The sequence below is a fragment of the Brevundimonas sp. Root608 genome (assembly GCF_001427825.1).
Classification (GTDB): Bacteria; Pseudomonadota; Alphaproteobacteria; order Caulobacterales; family Caulobacteraceae; genus Brevundimonas.
On record NZ_LMGT01000011.1, the window covers coordinates 18,683 to 39,465 of the forward strand.

At 68.0% G+C, this 20,783-nt stretch carries 21 protein-coding genes; 13 read left to right on the forward strand and 8 right to left on the reverse strand.

Features of this window, described 5'->3' with window-relative positions:
- The first annotated feature begins 47 nt into the window (after positions 1-47).
- The 6 genes from tig (at position 48) to ASD59_RS13555 (ending at position 5,689) form a co-directional block, all read left to right on the forward strand.
- The gene (gene tig, locus ASD59_RS13530; RefSeq protein WP_055832573.1) at positions 48-1,391 is read left to right on the forward strand and encodes a trigger factor; all 1,344 of its coding nucleotides are present in this window, start codon (positions 48-50) and stop codon (positions 1,389-1,391) included.
- 125 nt (positions 1,392-1,516) lie between these two features.
- Entirely contained in the window at positions 1,517-2,419 is a 903-nt protein-coding gene (locus ASD59_RS13535) for a hypothetical protein (RefSeq protein WP_156377045.1), read from the forward strand.
- 145 nt (positions 2,420-2,564) lie between these two features.
- Positions 2,565-3,500 carry a hypothetical protein gene (locus ASD59_RS13540; protein WP_055832577.1) on the forward strand — a complete coding sequence of 312 codons (936 nt, stop codon included), beginning with the start codon at positions 2,565-2,567 and terminating at the stop codon, positions 3,498-3,500.
- A 69-nt stretch (positions 3,501-3,569) separates the two neighbouring features.
- On the forward strand, positions 3,570-4,547 hold the full coding sequence (locus ASD59_RS13545) for a hypothetical protein (RefSeq protein ID WP_056621510.1): 978 nt from the start codon (positions 3,570-3,572) through the stop codon (positions 4,545-4,547).
- A gap of 103 nt (positions 4,548-4,650) precedes the next feature.
- The gene (locus ASD59_RS13550) at positions 4,651-5,292 is read left to right on the forward strand and encodes an ATP-dependent Clp protease proteolytic subunit (protein WP_055832581.1); all 642 of its coding nucleotides are present in this window, start codon (positions 4,651-4,653) and stop codon (positions 5,290-5,292) included.
- A gap of 76 nt (positions 5,293-5,368) precedes the next feature.
- A complete protein-coding gene (locus tag ASD59_RS13555) occupies positions 5,369-5,689 on the forward strand; it encodes a hypothetical protein (protein ID WP_055832658.1) in 321 nt (106 codons plus the stop codon).
- Between the two features lie 3 nt (positions 5,690-5,692).
- Here the strand turns inward: ASD59_RS13555 and ASD59_RS13560 are convergent, their stop codons facing one another.
- Positions 5,693-6,340: an HAD-IB family hydrolase gene (locus ASD59_RS13560; protein ID WP_055832582.1), complete on the reverse strand. Its 648-nt coding sequence runs from the start codon at positions 6,338-6,340 to the stop codon at positions 5,693-5,695.
- A gap of 188 nt (positions 6,341-6,528) precedes the next feature.
- Here ASD59_RS13560 and clpX point away from each other — a divergent pair, with 188 nt between their 5' ends.
- A complete protein-coding gene (gene clpX / locus ASD59_RS13565; protein WP_055832584.1) occupies positions 6,529-7,803 on the forward strand; it encodes an ATP-dependent Clp protease ATP-binding subunit ClpX in 1,275 nt (424 codons plus the stop codon).
- Positions 7,804-7,895: 92 nt separating this feature from the next.
- Here clpX and ASD59_RS14400 read toward each other — a convergent pair whose 3' ends face one another.
- On the reverse strand, positions 7,896-8,381 hold the full coding sequence (locus ASD59_RS14400) for an outer membrane protein (protein WP_156377046.1): 486 nt from the start codon (positions 8,379-8,381) through the stop codon (positions 7,896-7,898).
- 410 nt (positions 8,382-8,791) lie between these two features.
- Between ASD59_RS14400 and ASD59_RS13575 the strand changes: the two genes are divergently transcribed.
- Entirely contained in the window at positions 8,792-9,397 is a 606-nt protein-coding gene (locus ASD59_RS13575) for a formyltransferase family protein (RefSeq protein ID WP_162246638.1), read from the forward strand.
- Positions 9,398-9,860: 463 nt separating this feature from the next.
- Positions 9,861-12,257, forward strand: a complete 2,397-nt coding sequence (lon, locus tag ASD59_RS13580; protein WP_055832590.1) for an endopeptidase La — start codon at positions 9,861-9,863, stop codon at positions 12,255-12,257.
- 229 nt (positions 12,258-12,486) lie between these two features.
- Here lon and ASD59_RS13585 read toward each other — a convergent pair whose 3' ends face one another.
- The 3 genes from ASD59_RS13585 to ASD59_RS13595 all read right to left on the reverse strand — a co-directional run bounded on the left by ASD59_RS13585 (position 12,487) and on the right by ASD59_RS13595 (position 15,081).
- The gene (locus ASD59_RS13585) at positions 12,487-13,182 is read right to left on the reverse strand and encodes a pirin family protein (protein ID WP_055832592.1); all 696 of its coding nucleotides are present in this window, start codon (positions 13,180-13,182) and stop codon (positions 12,487-12,489) included.
- 78 nt (positions 13,183-13,260) lie between these two features.
- A complete protein-coding gene (gene aroC, locus ASD59_RS13590; protein ID WP_055832595.1) occupies positions 13,261-14,346 on the reverse strand; it encodes a chorismate synthase in 1,086 nt (361 codons plus the stop codon).
- 9 nt (positions 14,347-14,355) lie between these two features.
- On the reverse strand, positions 14,356-15,081 hold the full coding sequence (locus ASD59_RS13595) for a DnaJ C-terminal domain-containing protein (protein WP_055832597.1): 726 nt from the start codon (positions 15,079-15,081) through the stop codon (positions 14,356-14,358).
- An 86-nt stretch (positions 15,082-15,167) separates the two neighbouring features.
- On the opposite strand from ASD59_RS13595, the gene pdxH reads away from it, so the two are divergent.
- Positions 15,168-15,842 (forward strand): pyridoxamine 5'-phosphate oxidase, encoded by a 675-nt coding sequence (pdxH, locus tag ASD59_RS13600; protein WP_055832660.1) that lies wholly within the window; start codon positions 15,168-15,170, stop codon positions 15,840-15,842.
- A gap of 4 nt (positions 15,843-15,846) precedes the next feature.
- On the opposite strand, the gene ASD59_RS13605 is transcribed toward pdxH, so the two are convergent.
- On the reverse strand, positions 15,847-16,497 hold the full coding sequence (locus tag ASD59_RS13605) for a TetR/AcrR family transcriptional regulator (protein WP_235561831.1): 651 nt from the start codon (positions 16,495-16,497) through the stop codon (positions 15,847-15,849).
- Between the two features lie 51 nt (positions 16,498-16,548).
- Positions 16,549-17,196: a uridine kinase gene (gene udk / locus ASD59_RS13610; protein WP_055832601.1), complete on the reverse strand. Its 648-nt coding sequence runs from the start codon at positions 17,194-17,196 to the stop codon at positions 16,549-16,551.
- 144 nt (positions 17,197-17,340) lie between these two features.
- Here udk and ASD59_RS13615 point away from each other — a divergent pair, with 144 nt between their 5' ends.
- Together ASD59_RS13615 and ASD59_RS13620 are read left to right on the forward strand one after the other, a co-directional pair.
- Positions 17,341-18,975, forward strand: coding sequence for a long-chain-fatty-acid--CoA ligase (locus tag ASD59_RS13615; RefSeq protein WP_055832602.1), 1,635 nt, complete (start codon positions 17,341-17,343; stop codon positions 18,973-18,975).
- Positions 18,976-18,979: 4 nt separating this feature from the next.
- Positions 18,980-19,672, forward strand: coding sequence for a hypothetical protein (locus ASD59_RS13620; protein WP_055832604.1), 693 nt, complete (start codon positions 18,980-18,982; stop codon positions 19,670-19,672).
- Between the two features lie 3 nt (positions 19,673-19,675).
- On the opposite strand, the gene ASD59_RS13625 is transcribed toward ASD59_RS13620, so the two are convergent.
- A complete protein-coding gene (locus ASD59_RS13625) occupies positions 19,676-20,578 on the reverse strand; it encodes an MBL fold metallo-hydrolase (RefSeq protein ID WP_055832606.1) in 903 nt (300 codons plus the stop codon).
- A 57-nt stretch (positions 20,579-20,635) separates the two neighbouring features.
- Between ASD59_RS13625 and ASD59_RS14470 the strand changes: the two genes are divergently transcribed.
- Entirely contained in the window at positions 20,636-20,782 is a 147-nt protein-coding gene (locus tag ASD59_RS14470; protein ID WP_200943656.1) for a hypothetical protein, read from the forward strand.
- Position 20,783 lies beyond the last annotated feature (1 nt).

A 20,783-nucleotide genomic window follows, 5' to 3' on the forward strand; every position in this document is an offset into this window, starting at 1 on the left:
CAGCGCCTGCCTCAATGGCGCCGCCACAGAGCGTCAGAATCCCGGCCATGCAAGTTGTCGAAAAGTCCAACGAAGGTCTCAGCCGCGTCATCGCGGTGACCATTCCCGCCGCCGAGCTGAACCAGAAGCTGGACGCCAAGCTGAAGGAAGTTGCGCCGCAGATGAAGCTGAAGGGCTTCCGTCCCGGCAAGGTGCCGATGTCGCACGTCAAGAAGACCTTCGGCCGCGACCTGATGGGCGAAATCGTCAATGACGCGCTGAACACCTCGAGCCAGAAGGCCCTCGACGACGCCAAGGTGCGTCCGGCCGCGCCCGCCGAGATGAAGCTGACCTCGGACATGGACAAGGTCATCGCAGGGACGGAAGACCTGGCCTACGAAATGGCCTTGGAGGTCATGCCCGACTTCACCCCCACCGACGTCAAGAAGCTGAAGCTGGAACGCCCGACCTATGAAGCGTCGGACGCCGATCTGGACGAGGCCCTGACCGAACTGGCCGGCCAGGCCAAGTCGTATGTCGAAAAGACCGGCAAGACCGTGAAGGCCGCCGACGGCGACGAGGTCACCATCGACTTCCTCGGCAAGCTGGACGGCGAGCCCTTCGAGGGCGGCGCCGCCGAGGACACCCAGCTGGTGATCGGCTCCAACCGCTTCATCCCCGGCTTCGAAGAGCAGCTGAAGGGCGCCAAGGTCGGCGACGAGAAGGTCCTGAACGTGACCTTCCCGGCCGACTACCAGGCCGCCCATCTGGCCGGCAAGGCCGTGACCTTCGACGTCAAGGTCAAGGCCATCAAGGCCGAGGCCCCCGCCGTGGTGGACGAGGAATTCGCCAAGCGCATCGGCATCGAGTCGCTGGACAAGCTGAAGGAACTGCTGCGCACCAATCTGAACCAGCAGTACGTCGGCGCCGCCCGCTTCAAGCTGAAGCGCGCCCTGCTGGACGCCCTGGACAAGGCCCATGACTTCCCCCTGCCGCCCAAGATGGTCGAGGCCGAGTTCGACGGCATCTGGGGCCAGGTCCAGGCCGACAAGGAAGCCGGCCGCCTGCCGGAAGAGGACGCCAAGAAGTCCGAGAAGAAGCTCAAGGAAGAATACCGCAAGATCGCCGAGCGCCGCGTGCGCCTGGGTCTGGTGCTGGCCGAGATCGGCCGCGCCAACAACGTCCAGGTCACCGACCAGGAGCTCAACAACGCCATCATGAACGAGGCCCGCAACTATCCGGGTCAGGAGCGTCAGGTGCTGGACTTCTATCGCCAGAACCCCAACGCCGCCGCCCAGATGCGCGCCCCGATCTATGAGGAGAAGGTCTGCGACCTGATCTTCGACACGGCCAAGGTGACCGACACGCCGATCACCAAGGAAGAGCTGCTCAAGGAAGACGACGACATCTGATCGTCCGGTCCCGGCCGGCGCTGTGAACGGCGACCCCGGCCGGGCGTCTGCCCTGAGACATTGCGGCCCTTGTCCGGCCATCTTGTCGACCTAGCTCTGGCTCTCGTCATGCGGGAGGGAAGTCCATGTCGTTTTCAGCTCTGGCGTTAGCCTTGGGTTTGCTGGTCCAGACCCCCGGAGGACCCCAGGTTCCGCCGGCCCAGGAGCCGGCCCAGCTGGAGGACGTGGTGGTCGAGGGCCGTCGCCTGCGCTCGGTTATCCTGGATTTCGTGGGCGAGGTGGCCGCTCCGGCCGGGGTTCGCGGACCGGCTCGCTGGAACGGCCCGGTCTGCATCGGCGTCGTCAACCTGCGCGGCGAGGTCGCCCAGTATATCGTGGACCGGGCCTCGGATGTCGCCCGGGAGCTGGGCCTGACCGCGGGGGAGCCCGGCTGCAGCCCCAATGTCCTTATTATCGCCGCCGCCGACGGCCGCGCGGTGGCTGGCCGCATCGTCGAGGCGCGAAGATCGGCCTTCCGGCCCGGCGGCTCGGGGATGACGCGGTCGCTGCAGGCGCTCGAGGAATTCAGAACCTCCGAAGCGCCGGTCCGGTGGTGGCACGTCAGCGCGCCGGTGGATTCGGAGACGGGCCATTTGGCCACGCGCCTTCCCGGATACGACGCGCCCATGACCAACGTCTCGGCCGCCTCGCGCATTCGCACCGACATCCGCGATGATTTGCTGAAGGCCATCATCGTGGTCGACGTGCAGAAGACGGCGGGGGTTTCGCTGGCGCAGCTGGCCGACTACTGCGCCCTGGTGGCTCTGGCCCAGGTGGATCCCCTGGCGGACGTCGCGTCGTTCGAGACGGTGCTCAACGTCTTCTCGGACCCGGCGGTCCCGGGTCTGACGCCTTGGGACATGGACTATCTCAGGGCCCTTTACAGCGTCGAGCAGAACAGCGTGGGGGCCAATGCGCGCGGCGCGGAGATCGTCGATCAGATGATGCGGCGGGCGCGCGCGGCCGAGGCGGCTCCGGAAGCGGAGTAGCGCGGTCGTCGACCCGATCTCCAGCCCCGCTTCGGTTCCGCCGGGGCGGGGCTCTGCATTTCGGGAACCCGGCGATTGACGGCGCCGGTTTTCGGGACGAGGGTTCAACTCCGGCTCCGGCGTTGCTGCAACCTGTGGGACCAAGATGATCAGCGCATCCCTGATCGCGGCCCTGACCTTCGCGGCCCTGTTTCCGCAGGATGCGGCCCCGACGCCGCGGACTCCGCCCGCCGTCGCGGGCGCGCCGACCGGGGACCCCGCCACCCTGACCGATGTCGTCGTCGACGGTCGACAGCTGGACCAACTCGCGCAGGACTACGTCGAGGCCGTCGCCGCCCCCGCCAGACGCCGGGGCCTGGCGCGCTGGCCGGGCCGGGTGTGCGTCGGCGCCGTCAACATGCGCGCCGAGGCGTCCCAGGCGGTGATCGACCATGTATCGCGCCGCGCGCTCGAACTGGGCCTGCGCATCGGCGAACCGGGTTGCCGGCCCAATGTCGTGATCATCTTCGCGGCGGACGCCCGGTCGCTGGCGACCAGCCTGGTCGAGGCGGACCGCCGGGCCTTCCATCTGGGCGTCGGGGGCCTGGACCGCGGCAGCGTCGCGCTGGACGCCTTCGCCAGCTCGGACCAGCCTGTCCGCTGGTGGCACGTCAGCATGCCCGTCATCGGCGCCAGCCACGCCCGCGCCATCCGCATGCCGGGCGACACGGGGCCGATATACGTGCCCGGCGAAGGGATCGTGAACCGCGGGCGGCCGATCAGCGATGATCTCAACAAGGCGATCATCATCGTCGATGTCGATCAGCTGGCCGGCACGACCCTGGCCAGCCTCAGCGAATACCTTTCTATGGTGGCCCTGGCCCAGGTGGATCCCGACGGCGACACCGCCGGGCAGGACACGATCCTCAATCTTTTCGAGGATACGGCGTCCGTGCAGTCCATGTCGGAATGGGACATGACCTATCTGCGGGCCCTGTACGCCGCCCCGTCCGAACGCCTCAATCCCGATCGGCAGGCCGGCGCCCTGGCCCGGCGCCTGAAGCGCGAGCGTCAGGCCGCGCCTCCCGAGGGCGCGTCGTGACCGGCCCGTCCGGCGCTCACGGACCGGTCTTTTATCCATCATGGCTTCCAGTCTGATCAGGAGTTCAAGATGCTCGCCGCACTCATGATGACCGCCGTCCTGTCGGCCCTGCCGCCGCAGGACGGTCAGGCCGCCGGGACCCGCACGCCGCCTGATCCGGCCGCCGCCGTTCGCCTCGAGGATGTCGTCGTCGACGCCCGCCGGCTGGAGGACGCCGCGCGTGAATTCGTCGACGAGGTCGCCAACCCCGTCGGTCGGCGCGGTCTCGCGCGCTGGCATCGGGGCGTCTGCGTCGGCGTGGCCAATCTCCGGCCCGAGCTGGCCCAGCAACTGATCGACCGGGTTTCGGACGTGGCGCGCGGGATCGGGCTGACGTCCCACGAACCGCCGTGTCACCCCAGCATCCTGATCATGGCGACGAGCGACGCGGACGCCTTCACCGAGAGGTTCATCGCCATGCGACCGGCGCTGTTCCAGCCCGGCGGCTCCGGCATGAACCAGGGCCCGGCGGCGCTGGAGCGGTTCAGGAGCTCGGATCAGGTCGTCCGGTGGTGGAGCGTCAGCCAGCCCACGGACTCCGACACAGGGGTGTCGGCCGTGCGGATGCCGGGTCAATGCAACCTCAATTGCATCGGGGCCGGTTCCGCCGTCCAATATGCGCCCAACACCGCGGTCCGCGGCACGGCCCGGCTGTCCTCGCAGTACCGTCAGGACCTGAAGCGGACCTTCGTCATCGTCGACGTCGACCGGCTGGGCGGCGTCACCCTGACCCAGCTCGCCGACTACATCGCCATGGTCGCCCTGGCGCAGATCGACCCCGACGCGGACACCAGCCGGTTCGAAACGGTCCTCAACCTGTTCGACGACCCCGCCGGCGTGCAGGGTCTGAGCGGCTGGGACCAGGCCTATCTCGAGGGCCTGTATGGCGCCTCGTGGTACCGGATCAGCCAGAACAGCCAGGTCCATGCGGTCTCGGACAACATCGCGCGGGAATACCGCCAGGACCGGGCAGCCGAGGACAGGGACGAGGGCGGGGACGGCAGATAGCGGTCGCCCCGCCGGCCTTGCGTCAACGCTCTGGCAAGACGATATCCTGTCCAACAGGGCAGCGGCCGGTGAGTCGCGCCAGAAGCATCCCGAGAAGGCCTGAATGCGCGATCCGATCGAACTGATGAACATGAACCTCGTCCCCATGGTGGTGGAGCAGTCCAGCCGGGGCGAGCGGGCCTTCGACATCTTCTCGCGCCTGCTGCGCGAGCGGATCATCTTCCTGACCGGGCCGTTCGAGGACTCGATGGCGTCGCTGATCTGCGCCCAGCTGCTGTTCCTGGAGTCGGAAAACCCGAAGAAGGAAATCAGCATGTATATCAACAGCCCGGGCGGTCAGGTGACCTCGGCGCTCGCGATCTACGACACCATGCAGTACATCCGCTCGCCGGTGTCGACGGTGTGCATGGGCATGGCCGCCTCGGCCGGTTCCCTGATCCTCGCCGCCGGCGCCGCGGGCCAGCGCGTGGCCCTGCCGAACGCGCGCATCATGGTGCACCAGCCCTCGGGCGGCTTCCGCGGCCAGGCCTCTGACATCGAACGTCACGCCGAGGATATCCGCTACACCAAGCGCCGCCTCAACGAGATCTACGTCCATCACACCGGCCGGACCTATGAGGAGGTCGAGAAGACGCTCGACCGCGACCACTTCATGAGCGCCGAAGAGTCCAAGGCCTGGGGCATCGTCGACCACGTCTACGACCGCCGCGAACAGGCCGAGGGCGACGGCGTCAAGACGGTCTGACCCGACCTCGTCAGCAACTATGGAAGGGGCGCGCCGTGATCGGTGCGCCCTTTTTCTTTTGTGCTATCAGGCCGCCATGGAACAGACGCGCGAAACCAGCGGGACCGTCGAGGTCGACGGCGAGACCTATGAGTGGGCGATCCGCCGCCAGCCCCGCCCGCTGCCCGGCGGCAAATGGGACGGGATGGGGCTGAGCCTGCGCCTGAAGGACTTTCCGCGCGAGGCGGTTGTCCTGTTTCCCATGCCGATGCGGCCCAACGGACGGCCCGACATGGAGAAGCAGCGGGTCGATCTGGACAGCGTGCGCAACGCCGTGGCCTCGGCGATCGCGGCGGGCTGGAACCCCACGTCGCGCGGCAAGGCCATGGTGTTCGACGTCGACGCCGACGGTCGCTGACGGTCAGGCCCGGTCCTTGAACCGTCGGAACCCGGCCTCGTCGGCGATGGCCAGCATTTCGGTGTCGCCGCTGGTGTCGCCATAGGCCGCGGCCAGCTTCATGTCCTGGCCGAAGGCCGCGCGCAGCCGCCGCACCTTTTCCTCACCCCGGCAGTTGGGGCTGGCGAAGGCGCCGGTGACGCGGTCGTCGGCGTCGAATGTCAGCGGCGTGCCCAGCAGGGCCTCGGCGCCCAGCCGGCGGGCGAACGGCGCAACCGTCGTCTCCGGCGAGGCGGTGACGATGACCCGGTAGGCGCCCCTGGCGCCCCAGTCCTTCCAGCAGGCGAGGGCGTCGTAGCGCAGGAATCCGGGCCAGACCTGGCCGGCGAAGGCTTCCGCGTCGGCTTCCAGCTGACTGCGCGGGACGCCCTTGAGGAATTCCCGCACCGAGGCCGCCTTCAGCCGTCCGCGGTCCCGATCCGAGACATAGGCCGCCAGATCCGGCGCCATCCGCGCCAACCCCCGGTACCAGGCGCCTGAACCCGCCCGCCAGCGCAGGAATTGGGTGAAGCTGTCGCGAACCGTCAGCGTCCCGTCGAAATCGAAGGCGACGATGGCCTGATCCTTGCGGGGCGGCTGGCGAACCAGCCCCGGACTTCCCATGTCAGACATTCGCCGCGATCTCCCTCAACAGTGAACCGTCCGCTTCGCACTCCGGCCACGCTTGGTCGGGGTTGTGGCGGGCGTCCGTATGGGTGATTGTCAATTTTTGAAGACCTTTGCGCCCATGTTCGGGGAATCAACGCGAAGGATGCGCGTTAGCCCCATATCGGGGTGAACCGCGGGAGTGAGAAGGCTCGATGACCAAAGCCGCCGGCACAGACGCCAAAAGCACGCTCTACTGCTCGTTCTGCGGCAAGAGCCAGCACGAGGTGCGCAAGCTCATCGCCGGGCCGACCGTGTTCATCTGCGATGAATGCGTCGAACTCTGCATGGACATCATCCGTGAAGAGCACAAAATCTCGTTCTCCAAGGCCAAGGACGGCGTTCCGTCGCCCAAGGAGATCCGCGAGGTCCTCGACGATTATGTGATCGGGCAGAGCCACGCCAAGAAGGTGCTGAGCGTCGCCGTTCACAACCACTACAAGCGGCTGAACCACGCGACGAAGAACAACGACGTCGAACTGGCCAAGTCGAACATCATGCTGATCGGGCCGACCGGCTCGGGCAAGACGCTGCTGGCCCAGACGCTGGCGCGCATCATCGACGTGCCCTTCACCATGGCCGACGCCACCACCCTGACCGAAGCCGGTTATGTGGGCGAGGACGTCGAGAACATCATCCTCAAGCTGCTGCAGTCGTCCGACTACAACGTCGAACGGGCCCAGCGCGGCATCGTCTACATCGACGAGATCGACAAGATTTCGCGCAAGTCGGACAACCCCTCGATCACCCGCGACGTCTCGGGCGAGGGCGTGCAGCAGGCCCTGCTGAAGATCATGGAAGGCACCGTCGCCTCCGTGCCGCCGCAAGGCGGCCGCAAGCATCCGCAGCAGGAGTTCCTGCAGGTCGACACCGCCAACATCCTGTTCATCGTCGGCGGCGCCTTCGCCGGCCTCGAGAAGGTGATCGCGGCGCGCGGCGACGGGGCCTCGATCGGGTTCGGCGCCAAGGTCAAGGAAATCGACGAACGCCGCACGGGCGACATCCTCAAGGGCGTCGAGCCGGACGATCTGATGCGCTTCGGCCTGATCCCCGAGTTCATCGGCCGTCTGCCGGTGCTGGCCACGCTGGAGGACCTCGATGAGGAAGCCCTGGTCACAATCCTGACCGAGCCCAAGAACGCCCTGGTCAAACAGTACAAGCGGCTGTTCGAGATGGAGAACGTCGACCTGACGTTCACCGACGACGCCCTGATCGCGGTGGCCAAGAAGGCGATCACCCGCAAGACCGGCGCCCGCGGCCTGCGCTCCATCCTGGAAGGCATTCTGCTGGAGACGATGTTCGAACTGCCGACCTTCGAGGGCGTCGAGGAAGTCGTCGTCAACGCAGAGGTCATCGAGGGCAAGGCCCAGCCGCTGCTGATCTATTCGGAAACCAAGTCCAAGAAGGCCGCGCCCGACAGCGCCGCCTGATCCTCGGATCGGAATGAAACGAGGGCGGGTCCAGCGATGGACCCGCCCTTTTTGCTTGGCGCAGCGGATGTTGTGTGATCGGCCGATGCGCCTCAGGGGACCAGATAATTGACCCTCAGGCCCAGCGCGAAGTTGTTCTCCATCAGCCCCTGCCGGGCGTATCCATACCGGCCTTCAACCTCCAGCGACCAATCGGGGTTGAACTGATGGGCGACGCCCAGGCCGAAGAACGGCGCTGCTACATTGGTACGCGTCGTAATCGTTCCCACCTGTTCGCCGATGGACCTCAGCTGCGCCGCCTCGATCCCGATTCTGGAATAAAGCAACGTGTCTCCCAACGCCCAGCCGAGTTCCCCGCTCGCCGCTACCGCAACGGTGCGGCGATGATGATAGAGCGCATCCGGACTGCTGAACGGCGGCTGCACGTCGTACAGCTCGGATGGACTGGGCCCTATCGGCGCGCTGACCGACACCTCGCCGCCAAACACCCACGACCCGCTCTGCCAGCGCCTGCCGAACTGGACACTCACAAATCCCGCCGATGTTTCCGGCGCGCGGTAGGCGTAAAAATCGGACACATAAGGCTCGTGGTTAAGCACTTCGCTTCGGCCGATCTGGCCACCGACGTAGCTTACGTCCCATGTATCCCGTGACGACGTTGACGTTGACATCGACCCAGGCGTAGGCGGCGGAGACGCCGTTACGATCGCGGTGGGGGGAGGGGCAGGCCGCTCCTGTTCTGTCACCAGCCGCTCAAGACGGGCCTCCAGGTCGCGGTTGCGGGCCTCCAGCGCCTCGATCCTCGCCACCAGTGATGCCGGGTCCTGAGCCGCTATCCCGCCCGCGAGTGTCACCGCCAACAAGATTGACATAGCTCTTCGCTCCGCAATGTGACCGGTAGCGTATGTGTATTTGACAAACCCGCCGGGAGATAGTTCCGGACAGCAGCGGGACTCTCTGGCAGTATTGCCGGATGGCTCGAGGGTTGTTGCTCATCCCACATGGCGATGAGGCGGAGCGGGTCGCGGCCATATGCCGCCAAGCGTTCGGCCAGGTTGAAGCCTTTCACAGCAATTGGGGCGACCCGCTTCCCGGGGCGCTCGCCGACTGGCAAGGGGATTTGATCCTGTCCTACTGCTCGCGCTGGATCGTCCCGCAATGGCTGCTCGACCGCGCGCCCCTCGCTCTCAACTTCCATCCCGCCCCGCCGGAACATCCCGGCATCGGCGGCCTGAACTGGGCGCTCTACCACGGCGACACCTCCTTCGGCGTCACCTGTCACCACATGACCCGCAAGGTGGATGCGGGGCCGATCGTTGACGTCCGGCGCTTTCCGATTTTGCCCGAGGATGACGCGCCGGCCCTGTTCCATCGGACTCATCACCAGCTGGAGGCGATGGCCCGAAGCGTCATCAGGCGGCTGGCCGAGGGCTGGGATGCTCCAGCTGGCGGTCACGAGTGGGCGCCCGTTGCCCGACTCCGGAGAGAGCTGGACGCCATGATGGATGTGCCTCGAGGAACGGGATGCGGCGAGGTTGAAAGGCGGCGGCGGGCGTTTGAATTCGGGCGCTGGAAGCTACTTGAGCGAGCCTGACTTCCCCGGTGCTCGCCGGATCCGGACCGGTGGCTTCTTCGGCCGGCTTCTGGTCAGGCGGCCGGGGGCCAGGGCGCCGGCGGCACAGATGATTAGTGTCGCATGGTTGGTTCCTCCCGGATTGCCCTTTCCCAACGGCCAAGCTGGGTCAGGGTTGCGCCGCGTCACGCCTGATGCCGCCGCGCCACAGGGGGGCGAGGGCGAGTTTTGAACGTTCCGGCGCACCAAGCGCATGATTTCCGCGGCATCTCTCCCGGAGAGCGCCCATCCGTGCAGCTTGAGCGCTTGTGGATGGAAGCGCGTCGCGCTTACCGGCGACGCTTGAACCCGGCGTCGGCAGAACCACATACTCAATCGAAGGCCGCCGAATGGCGGGCCGAGTCGAAACGGGGAAGCACAGGCGCTCCCAACGTCGGCGCGGCGGGTCCGAGATCAACGAGGACCCCGTAGAAAGTACGCATCCATGTCCGAGACCAAAACCCTGCCCGTCCTGCCGCTGAGAGACATCGTCGTCTTTCCGCACATGGTCGTGCCGCTGTTCGTGGGACGCGAGAAGTCGGTCAAGGCGCTCGACGAGATCATGAAGGGCGAAAAGCAGATCCTGCTGGCCACCCAGAAGAACAGCGTCGATGACGACCCGTCCGCCGACGCCATCTATCCGATCGGCGTCCTGGCCACCGTACTGCAGCTGCTCAAACTGCCCGACGGGACCGTCAAGGTGCTGGTCGAGGGCAAGAGCCGCGCGCGCCTGACCAAATTCACCGACCGCACCGAGTATTTCGAGGCCGAGGCCGTCGAGATCGCCGACGATCCGGGCGAGCCCGCCCAGTCGGAAGCCCTGCTGCGCGCCGTGATCGAGCAGTTCGAAAACTATGTGAAGCTGAACAAGAAGGTGCCGCCCGAGGCCCTCAGCTCCATCCCCCAGATCACCGACCCGTCCAAGCTGGCGGACTCGGTCGCCGCCCATCTGTCGGTCAAGATCGCCGACAAGCAGGGCCTGCTGGAAACCATCGCCGTGCCGTCGCGGCTGGAGAAGGTCTACGGCCTGATGGAGGGCGAGATTTCCGTCCTGCAGGTCGAGAAGAAGATCCGCTCGCGCGTGAAGCGCCAGATGGAGAAGACCCAGCGCGAATATTATCTCAACGAGCAGATGAAGGCGATCCAGCGCGAGTTGGGCGAGACCGACGACGCCCGCGACGAGATCATGGAGCTGGAGAAGCGCATCCGTAAGACGCGCCTCTCCAAGGAAGCCCGGATCAAGGCCGAGGCCGAGGTCAAGAAGCTGCGCAACATGAGCCCGATGTCGGCGGAATCGACGGTGGTGCGGAACTACCTCGACTGGCTGCTGTCGATCCCGTGGGGCAAGGCCAAGACCAAGCCGATCGACCTCGACAAGGCCGAGGCCATCCTCGAGGAGGACCACTACGGCCTCGAGAAGGTCAAGGAACGGATCATCGAATATCTGGCCGTCCAGGCGCGCACCAACAGCCTGAAGGGGCCGATCCTGTGCCTCGTCGGCCCTCCGGGCGTCGGCAAGACCTCGCTGGCCAAGTCGATCGCCAAGGCCACCGGCCGGGAATACATCCGCATGTCGCTGGGCGGCGTGCGCGACGAGGCCGAGATCCGGGGCCACCGCCGGACCTACATCGGCTCCATGCCGGGCAAGATCATCCAGTCGATGAAGAAGGTGAAGACCACCAACGCCTTCATCCTGCTGGACGAGATCGACAAGCTGGGCGCCGACTGGCGCGGGGACCCGTCCTCGGCCCTGCTGGAGGTGCTGGATCCGGCGCAGAACAACGCGTTCGGCGACCACTACCTCGAGGTCGACTACGACCTGTCCAACGTCATGTTCGTGACCACGGCCAACAGCCTGAACATGCCCCAGCCCCTGATGGACCGGATGGAGATCATCCGGGTCAGCGGCTACACCGAGGACGAGAAGGTCGAGATCGCCAAACGGCACGTCCTGCCCAAGGTGACGGCCGAGAACGGGCTCAAGCCGGCCGAATTCGTCGTGCCGGACAGCTCGATCCGCGACCTGATCCGCTACTACACCCGCGAAGCCGGCGTGCGGTCGCTGGAACGCGCCCTGGGCGGCCTGGCGCGCAAGTCGGTGCGCGAGATGTCGAAGAACAAGACGCTGTCGGTCACCATCGACGAGGCCAAGCTGGCCGAGTTCGCCGGGGTTCGTAAGTTCCGCTACGGCGAGACCGACGAGGAGGATCAGGTCGGGATCGTCACCGGCCTGGCCTGGACCGAGTTCGGCGGCGAGATCCTGACCATCGAGGCGATCAAGATGCCAGGTCGCGGCCGCATGACCGTGACCGGCAACCTGAAGGAGGTGATGAAGGAGTCCATCTCCGCCGCCGCCTCCTACGTCCGGGCCCGGTCGCTCAGCATCGGCGTCAAGCCGCCAGCGTTCGAGAAGACCGACATCCACGTGCACGTGCCGGACGGCGCGACGCCCAAGGACGGTCCCTCGGCGGGCGTGGCCATGACGGTCGCCATGGTCTCGGTCCTGACCGGCATCCCGATCCGCAAGGACATCGCCATGACCGGCGAGATCACCCTGCGCGGCCGGGTCACCGCCATCGGCGGCCTGAAGGAGAAGCTGCTCGCGGCGCTCCGTTCGGGCATCAAGACGGTGCTGATCCCGGAAGAGAACGAGAAGGACCTCGCCGATGTGCCCGACAATGTGAAGTCGGCGCTGGAGATCGTCCCGATCAAGACGGCGGACGAGGCCCTGAAATGGGCCCTGACCGGAACCCTGACCCCGGTGGAATGGGACGAGGCGACCGATCCGCTTCCGGCCGCTCCGCCTATTCAGGATGTGGGCACGGTGCCCGCGACGCACTGACGGTCTGAGCCTGACAAAAGAACCCCGCCCGGAGCGATCCGGGCGGGGTTTTTCGTTGGGGCACGCTTCATTCCGTTTTACGCCGTCATCCTCGGGCTTGACCCGAGGATCAGAGGCGGCGGCGGTCTGGCAGCCGGGGGATGGCCCACGGGCCGTCGGGTCTCCCCCGACCACTGCGCACCGGACGGTCCGGCCCTCGGGTCAAGCCCGAGGGTGACGGCCGTGCAAGTTAGAGCGAGTCCACCATCACCAGCTCCGCGTCCGCCTTCGCCGTGATCGTGATCTCGGCCTCGTCCCTGATGGCCGCGCCGTCGCGGGCGTTCAGGGGCACGCCGTTGACCTCGACTGCGCCGACGGCGGGGACCAGATAGGCGTGGCGGCCCTCGGCCAGGCTGTAGGTCAGGCTCTCGCCCGCATTCAGCGTAGCGCCCAAGACCTTCGCGTCGGCGTTGATGGTCAGGGCTTCGTCGGTCGGATCGCCGGACGCCAGGACCGAGAATTGGCCGGTGCGGTCGTGCTTCGGAAACACCTTGGCGCCCCAGGCCGGTTTCGCCCCGCGCACATCGGCCTCGATCCAGATCTGGAACAGGGTGGTGGTCTCGTCCTCGAGATTGAACTCCGAGTGCCGCACGCCCGTGCCCGCACTCATCACCTGGACGTCGCCGGCGCCGGTGCGGCCCTTGTTGCCCATGGAATCCTCATGGGTGATGGCCCCGGTGCGGACATAGGTGATGATCTCCATGTCGGCATGGGGGTGGGGCGGAAAGCCGGACTTCGCGGCGATCTCGTCGTCGTTCCAGACGCGCAGCCGGCCCCAGCTCATGCGGCTCGGGTCATAGTAGTTGGCGAAGGAGAAATGGTGTTTGGCGTTGAGCCAGCCGTGGTTGGCGCCACCGAGGCTGTTGAAGGGTCGAACGTCGATCATGGGGTTGCTCCCGGGACTCCGAGGGTTATGAACCTCGCTGGCGCCTATATAAGCAACAGTGTCGGTGACGAAAAGGGGTCAGCCGACCTGCGCCCGATGCCTCAGCATTGCGTCCGCCAGAACGCAGGCCGCCATGGCCTCGACCACGGGCACGCCGCGCAGGGCCACGCAGGGATCGTGACGGCCTTTGGTGCGCAGGTCGGTTTCCTCGCCGTCCCGGGTGATGGTCTGTCGCGGCGTCAGGATGGAGGAGGTGGGCTTGAAGGCGATCCGGGCCGTCAGCGGCTGGCCGGTCGAGATGCCGCCCAGCACGCCGCCGGCGTGGTTGGACAGGAAGACGGGCCGGCCGTCGTCGCCCATCCGCATCTGGTCGGCGTTTTCCTCGCCCGACAGCTCGGCCGAGCCGAAGCCGGCGCCGATCTCGACCCCCTTGACCGCATTGATCGACATCAGGGCGGCGGCCAGTTCGGCGTCGAGCTTGCCGTAGACGGGGGCGCCCCAGCCGGCGGGAACGCCCGTGACTTCAAGCGCCACCACGGCGCCGATGGACGAGCCCGCCTTGCGGACCCCGTCGAGGTAGTCTTCCCACGCCGGCACGACCGAGGCGGACGCCGCGAACAGTGCGTTGTCGTAGACCGCGTCGAAATCCACCGCCCCGGGCGCGATCCGGTGCGGGCCCAGCTGGACCACGCCGGCGCGAATCCGTACGCCGTCGCCCAGGATCCTGCGCGCCACCGCTCCGGCCGCGACCCGGACGGCCGTCTCGCGCGCCGACGACCGCCCGCCGCCGCGATGGTCGCGGACGCCGTATTTGGCCTGGTAGGTGTAGTCCGCGTGGCCGGGCCGGAAGGCGCGGGCGATCTCGCCATAGTCCTTCGAGCGCGCGTCCTCATTGTCGATCTGGATGGCGATGGGGGCGCCGGTGGTGACCGGGCCGTTTCCGTCGTCGAATACGCCGGACAGGATGCGGGCGGTGTCGCTCTCCTGCCGCTGGGTGACGAAGCGGCTGCCGCCCGGCTTGCGCCGGTCAAGCCACGGCTGGAGGTCCGCCTCGGTCAGCGGGATCAGCGGCGGACAGCCGTCGACGACGCAGCCGATCGCCGGCCCGTGGCTCTCGCCCCAGGTCGTCACGCGGAACAGATGGCCGAAGGTGTTGTGCGACATCCGGCGACGCTAGGCCGCCAGCCGGTCCGGCGTCCAGACGCGCGTGAACCGGACCAGCAGATCCTCGGCCGCCGACGGCGCGTCCTGGGAGGGCTCCAGCGTCACGAACAGATGGCCTTGTGGTCTCGCGCCGCGCGCGGGCAGACCCAGGCCCTTGAGGCGCAGCCGCAGAGGTTGATGGCCGCCGACCAGCCAGGCCGAGCGCGGCCCGGCGTGGGTCTCGATCTCCAGCCGCCCGCCCTCGTCAAGCAGGCGTGGAGCCACGGGGCAGGTCATGTAGAGGTCGTCTCCAACGGCGCTGAGCCGCCCGTCGCCGCGCACCAGAACCGGCAGATAAAGGTCAGCGCCCGCGTCTCCCGCGGCCTTGAGCCGCAGATGCTCGCCGCTGCGCAGGCCCGCTGGCACGCGAACGCGAAGCTTGCGGCCTCCCAGCCTCACCTCGACCACGCCGCCGTTCAGGGCCGCGTCCGGGCTCAGGCCGACGACGGGCAGGGCGGGCGCGCGAGGCGCGGGTGCGGCCAGCGCCAGCGGGGCCGTGTCCTGCCGGATCAGACCCCAGGCGGCGATGACCTTGCGGAACCGGGCCTCGCTGCCGCCCGGCGTATCGGGCCGCGCGGCCTTGATCGCGGTGCGGAAGGCGGCCGTCAGCACCTCGCCCTCGGCGGGGCCCGTCAGGCCGAGCACGGCGTAAGCCTCGCGGGTCGAGGCGACCTCAGGAACGGACCGGGCGCGCATGCCGCCACTAAGGCGCGACATAGAGTCAATGCCCGGTTAACCGTGACGCTCTCGCCCGCCCGCGCGGGATGCACTATCTGAGGCTCATGACCGCACCCGTGATCCCGTCCAGCCCGACCCGTGAAGAGTATGCCCGCGACTACGCCGCCGCCCTGGCGGCGAACGGCGATGAGACGATCTTCGAGCGGCCAGAGCCTGTTGCGCTGTTCATCGACTGGCTGAACGACGCCAGGGCGACAGAGCCGAACGACGCCAACGCCATGACCCTGTCCACGGTCGATGCGAACGGAACGCCGGACAGCCGGGTGGTGCTGCTGAAGGATGTCGATGCCGGCGGCTTCACCTTCTATTCCAATGCCGAGAGCGCCAAGGGCGAGCAACTGGCGGCGCAACCGCGGGCGGCCCTGCTGTTCCACTGGAAATCGTTGCGGCGTCAGGTGCGGGTGCGCGGACGGGTCGAGCCGGTGACCCCGGCCGAGGCCGACGCCTATTTCGCCAGCCGGGCGCGCGAGAGCCGCATCGGCGCCTGGGCGTCGGAGCAGTCGCGGCCCCTGGAGAGCCGCGAGGCGCTGGAACTGGCCGTGGCGCGCGAAACGGCCAGGTTCGAAGGCCAGGACGTGCCGCGGCCCGAACGCTGGAGCGGCTGGCGCATCCGCCCGGACCAGGTCGAATTCTGGCGGGACCGGCCGTTCCGCCTGCACGACCGGCTGCGGTTCGACCGGGACGGCGCGGGCTGGACCCGGACCCGGCTTCAGCCCTGACGCATCAGACGCCGTAGCGGGCGAGGAAGGTCTCGACAGCGTCGGCGGCGATCTGGTCCAGACCGCGCGCGGGCATGACCTCGTCCCCGGTGACCAGGGGCATGAAGAAGACGGGATGCTCGATCATCCCCATCAACTGGCCCGCCGCCCAGGACGGACGCTCGATCCGGAGCTCGCCCCGCTCGACCAGTTCGCGCAGGGCGTCGATCAGCACCTTGCCGAAGTCCGCCTTGCCACGGTCGAAAAACTGCATGGCGACGTCCCGAAACCGGGGCCGCTCGGCCACGACCAGACGGAACACCGAGCGGATGAAGGGGTCGGCCATGAAGCCGGCATAGGCGGTGGCGAAATAGGTGAGCCGCTGGCGCGCGGGACCGCCGACCGTGCGGACGTGGCGCATCAGGCGGTCGAAATCCACGGCCGCGTCCTCGATCACCGCTGTGAACAGCTCGGCCTTGCCGTCGAACAGGGCATAGAGGGTCGCCGTGGAGACTCCGGCGTCGCGCGCGATGGGTTCGATCCGGGCTCCGGCATAGCCGTCCGTGACGAACGCCCGCCGTGCGTGCCGCAGGATCGCCTCGCGCTTCGGATCCGTGGGGGAGGGGTGTCGCGCCGCCGTGGCCTGCATGAATTCGCTGCTCGTTGAGACCGCCAAGGTGGCCGGTCATCGAGCGGGGAGCAAGAGGGAGCGGTCCGCTCTGGACAATCAGCGGTCGAGCAGGGCCGCCAGCAGCGGATGGGCCAGCACCGGGGCGACCAGCCGCACCACGGCCTGGGGATCCTCCAGCCGCACCGCGGCCGTGGCGTCGGCGACCACGAAGTCGGCGTTCAGGCGCGACGGTTCGGTCAGGCGCTCATGTCCGGGCCGGACCGTGGCCAGATACTGGTCGATGACGGAGTCCGCCGTGCGTCCGCGCTCGGCCTGGTCGCGCAGCAGGCGGCGAATGAAGCGGATGTCGGCGGGGGTGTCGACGAACACCCGGATGTCGAACAGGCTGACCAGGCCGGGCGTGCACAGCACATGGGTGCCCTCGACGATCACCACCTCGGCCGCCGCGACGGCTTCTCCGCCCGGTTCGCGCCCGTGCCGGATGAAGGAATAGACCGGGGCCGTGACGCCCTCGCCCGCCTTCAAGGCGGTCAGGTCGCGGATCATCAGGTCGTGGTCGCGCGCGGCCACGTCGTCGAAGTCGAAGGTCCGCGGGTCGAAGTCCGGCAGGTCCGCCGCGTCGCGGTAATAGGAGTCCTCGCGCAGCAGGACCGCGCTGCCGTCCGGCAGGGCCGAGACCAGGGCTTCGGCCAGGGTGCTCTTGCCGGAGCCGGAGCCCCCGGTGATGGCGATCAGGATGGACATGATGTGCTTCTAGGACCCCGCGGCCGGTTTCGCCAAGCCGGGCGGGCCTCCGGCTGACCTTGCGTCACGTTGCTTATCGGTGATCACGCCGATAGCGTGACTTTCAAAGCGTCTCGAAAGCAGGCGCGGGCTTGAGGGATCGTGATGCTCGGATTGATGCAGGACTGGCCGTTGACGGTCGACAAGATCCTGGACCATGCGAAGAACTGGCATGGCCACCGCGAGGTGGTCACCCGTTCGGTCGAGGGCCCGATTGTCCGCGCCACCTACGCCGAGATTCACGCCCGCGCCAAGCGCGTCTCCAGCGTGCTGAAGGACTGGGACGTCAAGGTCGGCGACCGCATCGCCACCCTGGCGTGGAACTCCGGCCGTCACATGGAAGTCTGGTACGGCATCATGGGCATGGGCGCCGTCTGCCACACCCTGAATCCGCGCCTGTTCCCCGAGCAGCTGGCCTACATCATCAACCACGCCGAAGATAAGATCATCTTCGTCGACCTGACCTTCATCCCCCTTCTGGAAGCGGTTCTGCCCCATTGCCCCTCCGTCGAGCGGGTCGTGGTCCTGACCGACGAACTGACCATGCCGGCGACGAAACTGCCGGGCGCCGAATGCTATGAGGCCCTGCTGGCCACGGCCTCGGAAGACGTGGCCTGGGGCGGGTTCGACGAGCAGACGGCCTGCGGCCTCTGCTACACCTCGGGGACGACCGGCAATCCCAAGGGGGTGCTGTATTCGCACCGGTCCAACTTCATCCATACCCTGCTGGGCATGCAGTCGACCGTGCTGGGGCCGTCGCCGAAGGAGGTGATCCTGCCGGTGGTGCCGATGTTCCACGCCAACGCCTGGGGCATCGCCTTCGCCGGACCCGCCTCGGGGGCCAAGCTGGTCATGCCCGGCGCGCGGATGGACGGCGCGGCCATCTATGAGCTGATCGAGAGCGAGGGCGTGACCTTCTCGGCCGCCGTGCCGACCGTCTGGCAGGGCCTGCTGACCCATCTGCGCGAGAACAATCTGCGCATCCCCACGGTGAAGAAGGTTCTGATCGGCGGCTCGGCCGTGCCCGAAAGCCTGATCCGCGCCTTCCAGGAGGAGTTCGGCATCGAGGTGCTGCAGGGCTGGGGCATGACCGAGACCTCGCCGATCGGCACCCTGTCCAACCTGCCGCCCGAACTCCTGGCCCTGCCGTACGACGAGCAGATGAAGTGGCGGGTCAAACAGGGCACGCCGCCGCTGGGCGTCGAGCTCAAGCTCAAGAACTACGCCGGCCAGGAAATGCCCCACGACGGGGTCACCTACGGCCGGCTCATGATCAAGGGCCCGACCATCGCCGGCGCCTATTTCAGGGGCGAGGGCGGCGACATCCTCGACCACGAGGGCTTCTTCGACACGGGCGACGTCTCGACCATCGACGAGCAGGGCTTCATGCAGATCACCGACCGCGCCAAGGACGTGATCAAGTCCGGCGGCGAGTGGATCAGCTCGATCGAGATCGAGAACATCGCCGTGGGCCATCCGAAGGTCGAACTGGCCGCCGTCATCGGCGCCGCTCACCCCAAATGGGACGAACGCCCGGTGCTGGTCATCAAGCTCAGGCCGGGCGAGACCCCGGACAGGCAGGAGCACCTCGATTTCCTGCAGGGCAAGATCGCCAAATGGTGGATGCCCGACGACGTCGTCTTCGTGGACGACATCCCGCTGGGGGCCACGGGCAAGGTCGACAAGAAGCTGATCCGCGACCGGATGAAGGACTATCGCCTGCCGACGGCGGGGGCCTGACGCCGTGGCCCGGGGGCAGGCCAGGGGTCAGGGCGCGGTCGGGGCCTTGCTGGCCCTCAGCCTGGCCGCGCCCCTGCTGGTGCTGGGCGCCGCGCTGGGGACCCGCGCGGGTGGCCTGTCCCCGGAGACGGGTTATGACCTGCTGACGATGCGCGTCGGCTGGGGACTGGCCATCGTCGGCGCGCTGGCCGCGCTCGCGGCCGTCGTCCTCGCCCTGCGGGATGTCAGCCGGCTGGGCCTGCTGGCCCTGGCGGCGGTTCTGGCGGGTGGAGGAACGCTGGCCGGCTACGTCTGGCACAACGGCCGCATGGCCGCCGCCCCGTCCGAGGATATCAGCACCGATCTGGTCGATATCCCCGGCTTCGGCGATCTGGCCGACGAACGCCGCGGGCAGGGGCCCCGCGCCAGGGCGGGGGTCGAGGCCTGTCCGGGCGCCCTGCCGGTGATGCGGCAGATCGCGCCCGGTTCCGCCGTATGGGCGCTGCAGCAGGCGGGCTTCACGATCCGCGGGGCCGGGGTGGCGCGCGCGGACGGAAGCCGGGAGAGCTTCTGGTTCGGCTTCGACCATGACGCCGTGATCCGCATCCGTCCCGGGCGCACCGACATCCGCGTCGCCGCGCGCGACGACCGGCCCCATGGCGGCGACGCCTGCCGCATGGCGTCGCGCATCAGCGAGGCGCTGCGGACCAGCCGCTGAGTCTCAGGTCAGGGTCCAGTCGGCGTCGATCGCCGGACCGGGCCGGGCCCGCACGCGTCCGGCGGCTTCCAGGGCGATCAGATGCGCCCAGACCGACAGGCTGGCCGCCGGCCACAGGCGCGCGTCCACGGCCGCGTACAGGTCCGGCACGATGTCCGATATGCGCCGGTTTCCGGCCGTCAGCCGTTCGACGATCTGGGCTTCCCGCGCCAGGCGGTGCGCCCTGCAGGCGGCCAGGAGGGGTTCGGGCTCTGTCACCGGCGCGCCGTGGGTCGGCCACAGGGTGTCGAAGCCGCGGGCGATGACCCGGTCGAGGCTGTCCATATAGGCGGCCATGTCGCCGTCAGGCGGAGCCACCACGCTGGTCGACCAGCCCATCACATGGTCGCCGCTGAACAGGGCGTTCTCCTCGCGCAGCACGAAGGCCATGTGGTTCGAGGCGTGGCCGGGCGTGGCCATCGCCTCCAGGGTCCATCCGTCGCCCGCGATGACCTCTCCGCCGGCCAGCAGGACGTCCGGCGCGAACGCCTCGTCGTCGTCCTCGTCCAGCATCGCCGAGGCGTGGACCGTTCGGCCCGGCGGCCGCGCGGCCAGGATCGGCGCCCCGACCACCTCTGCGAACGGCCGGGCGAGGGGCGCGTGGTCGCGGTGGGTGTGCGTCACCAGCACATGGGTGACGCGCCGGTCCGCCACGGCCGCGCGCAACGCCGCCAGATGGGCGTCGTCCAGCGGCCCGGGATCGATCACCGCCACGCCCGCCCCGGCCTCGGAACGGCCGACGATATAGGTCCCCGTCCCGGTGAAGGTGAACGGCCCCGGATTGTTGGCGATCACGCGCTGGATCAGCGGCGAGACCGCGTCGGCGCGGCCGTATTCGAACGGGGGCATGGGAACAAAGGGGATCATCCGCGGCGGCCCGGGCCTTGCGTTAGGACTTCGTAAACCTTCTGCGGAGTGCGCATCGTGGCCGTTTCCATCGCCCTGGCTGTCTCAAATCGGCTCCAGCCCGTGGCTGCGGCCTTCCTGTGTCTCATGGCGATGCACCTGGCCGTGGCCTCCTGCACGCCGGAACCCGCCCCCTACGCCGCCCGCGCCGCGATCCTTCGCTGAT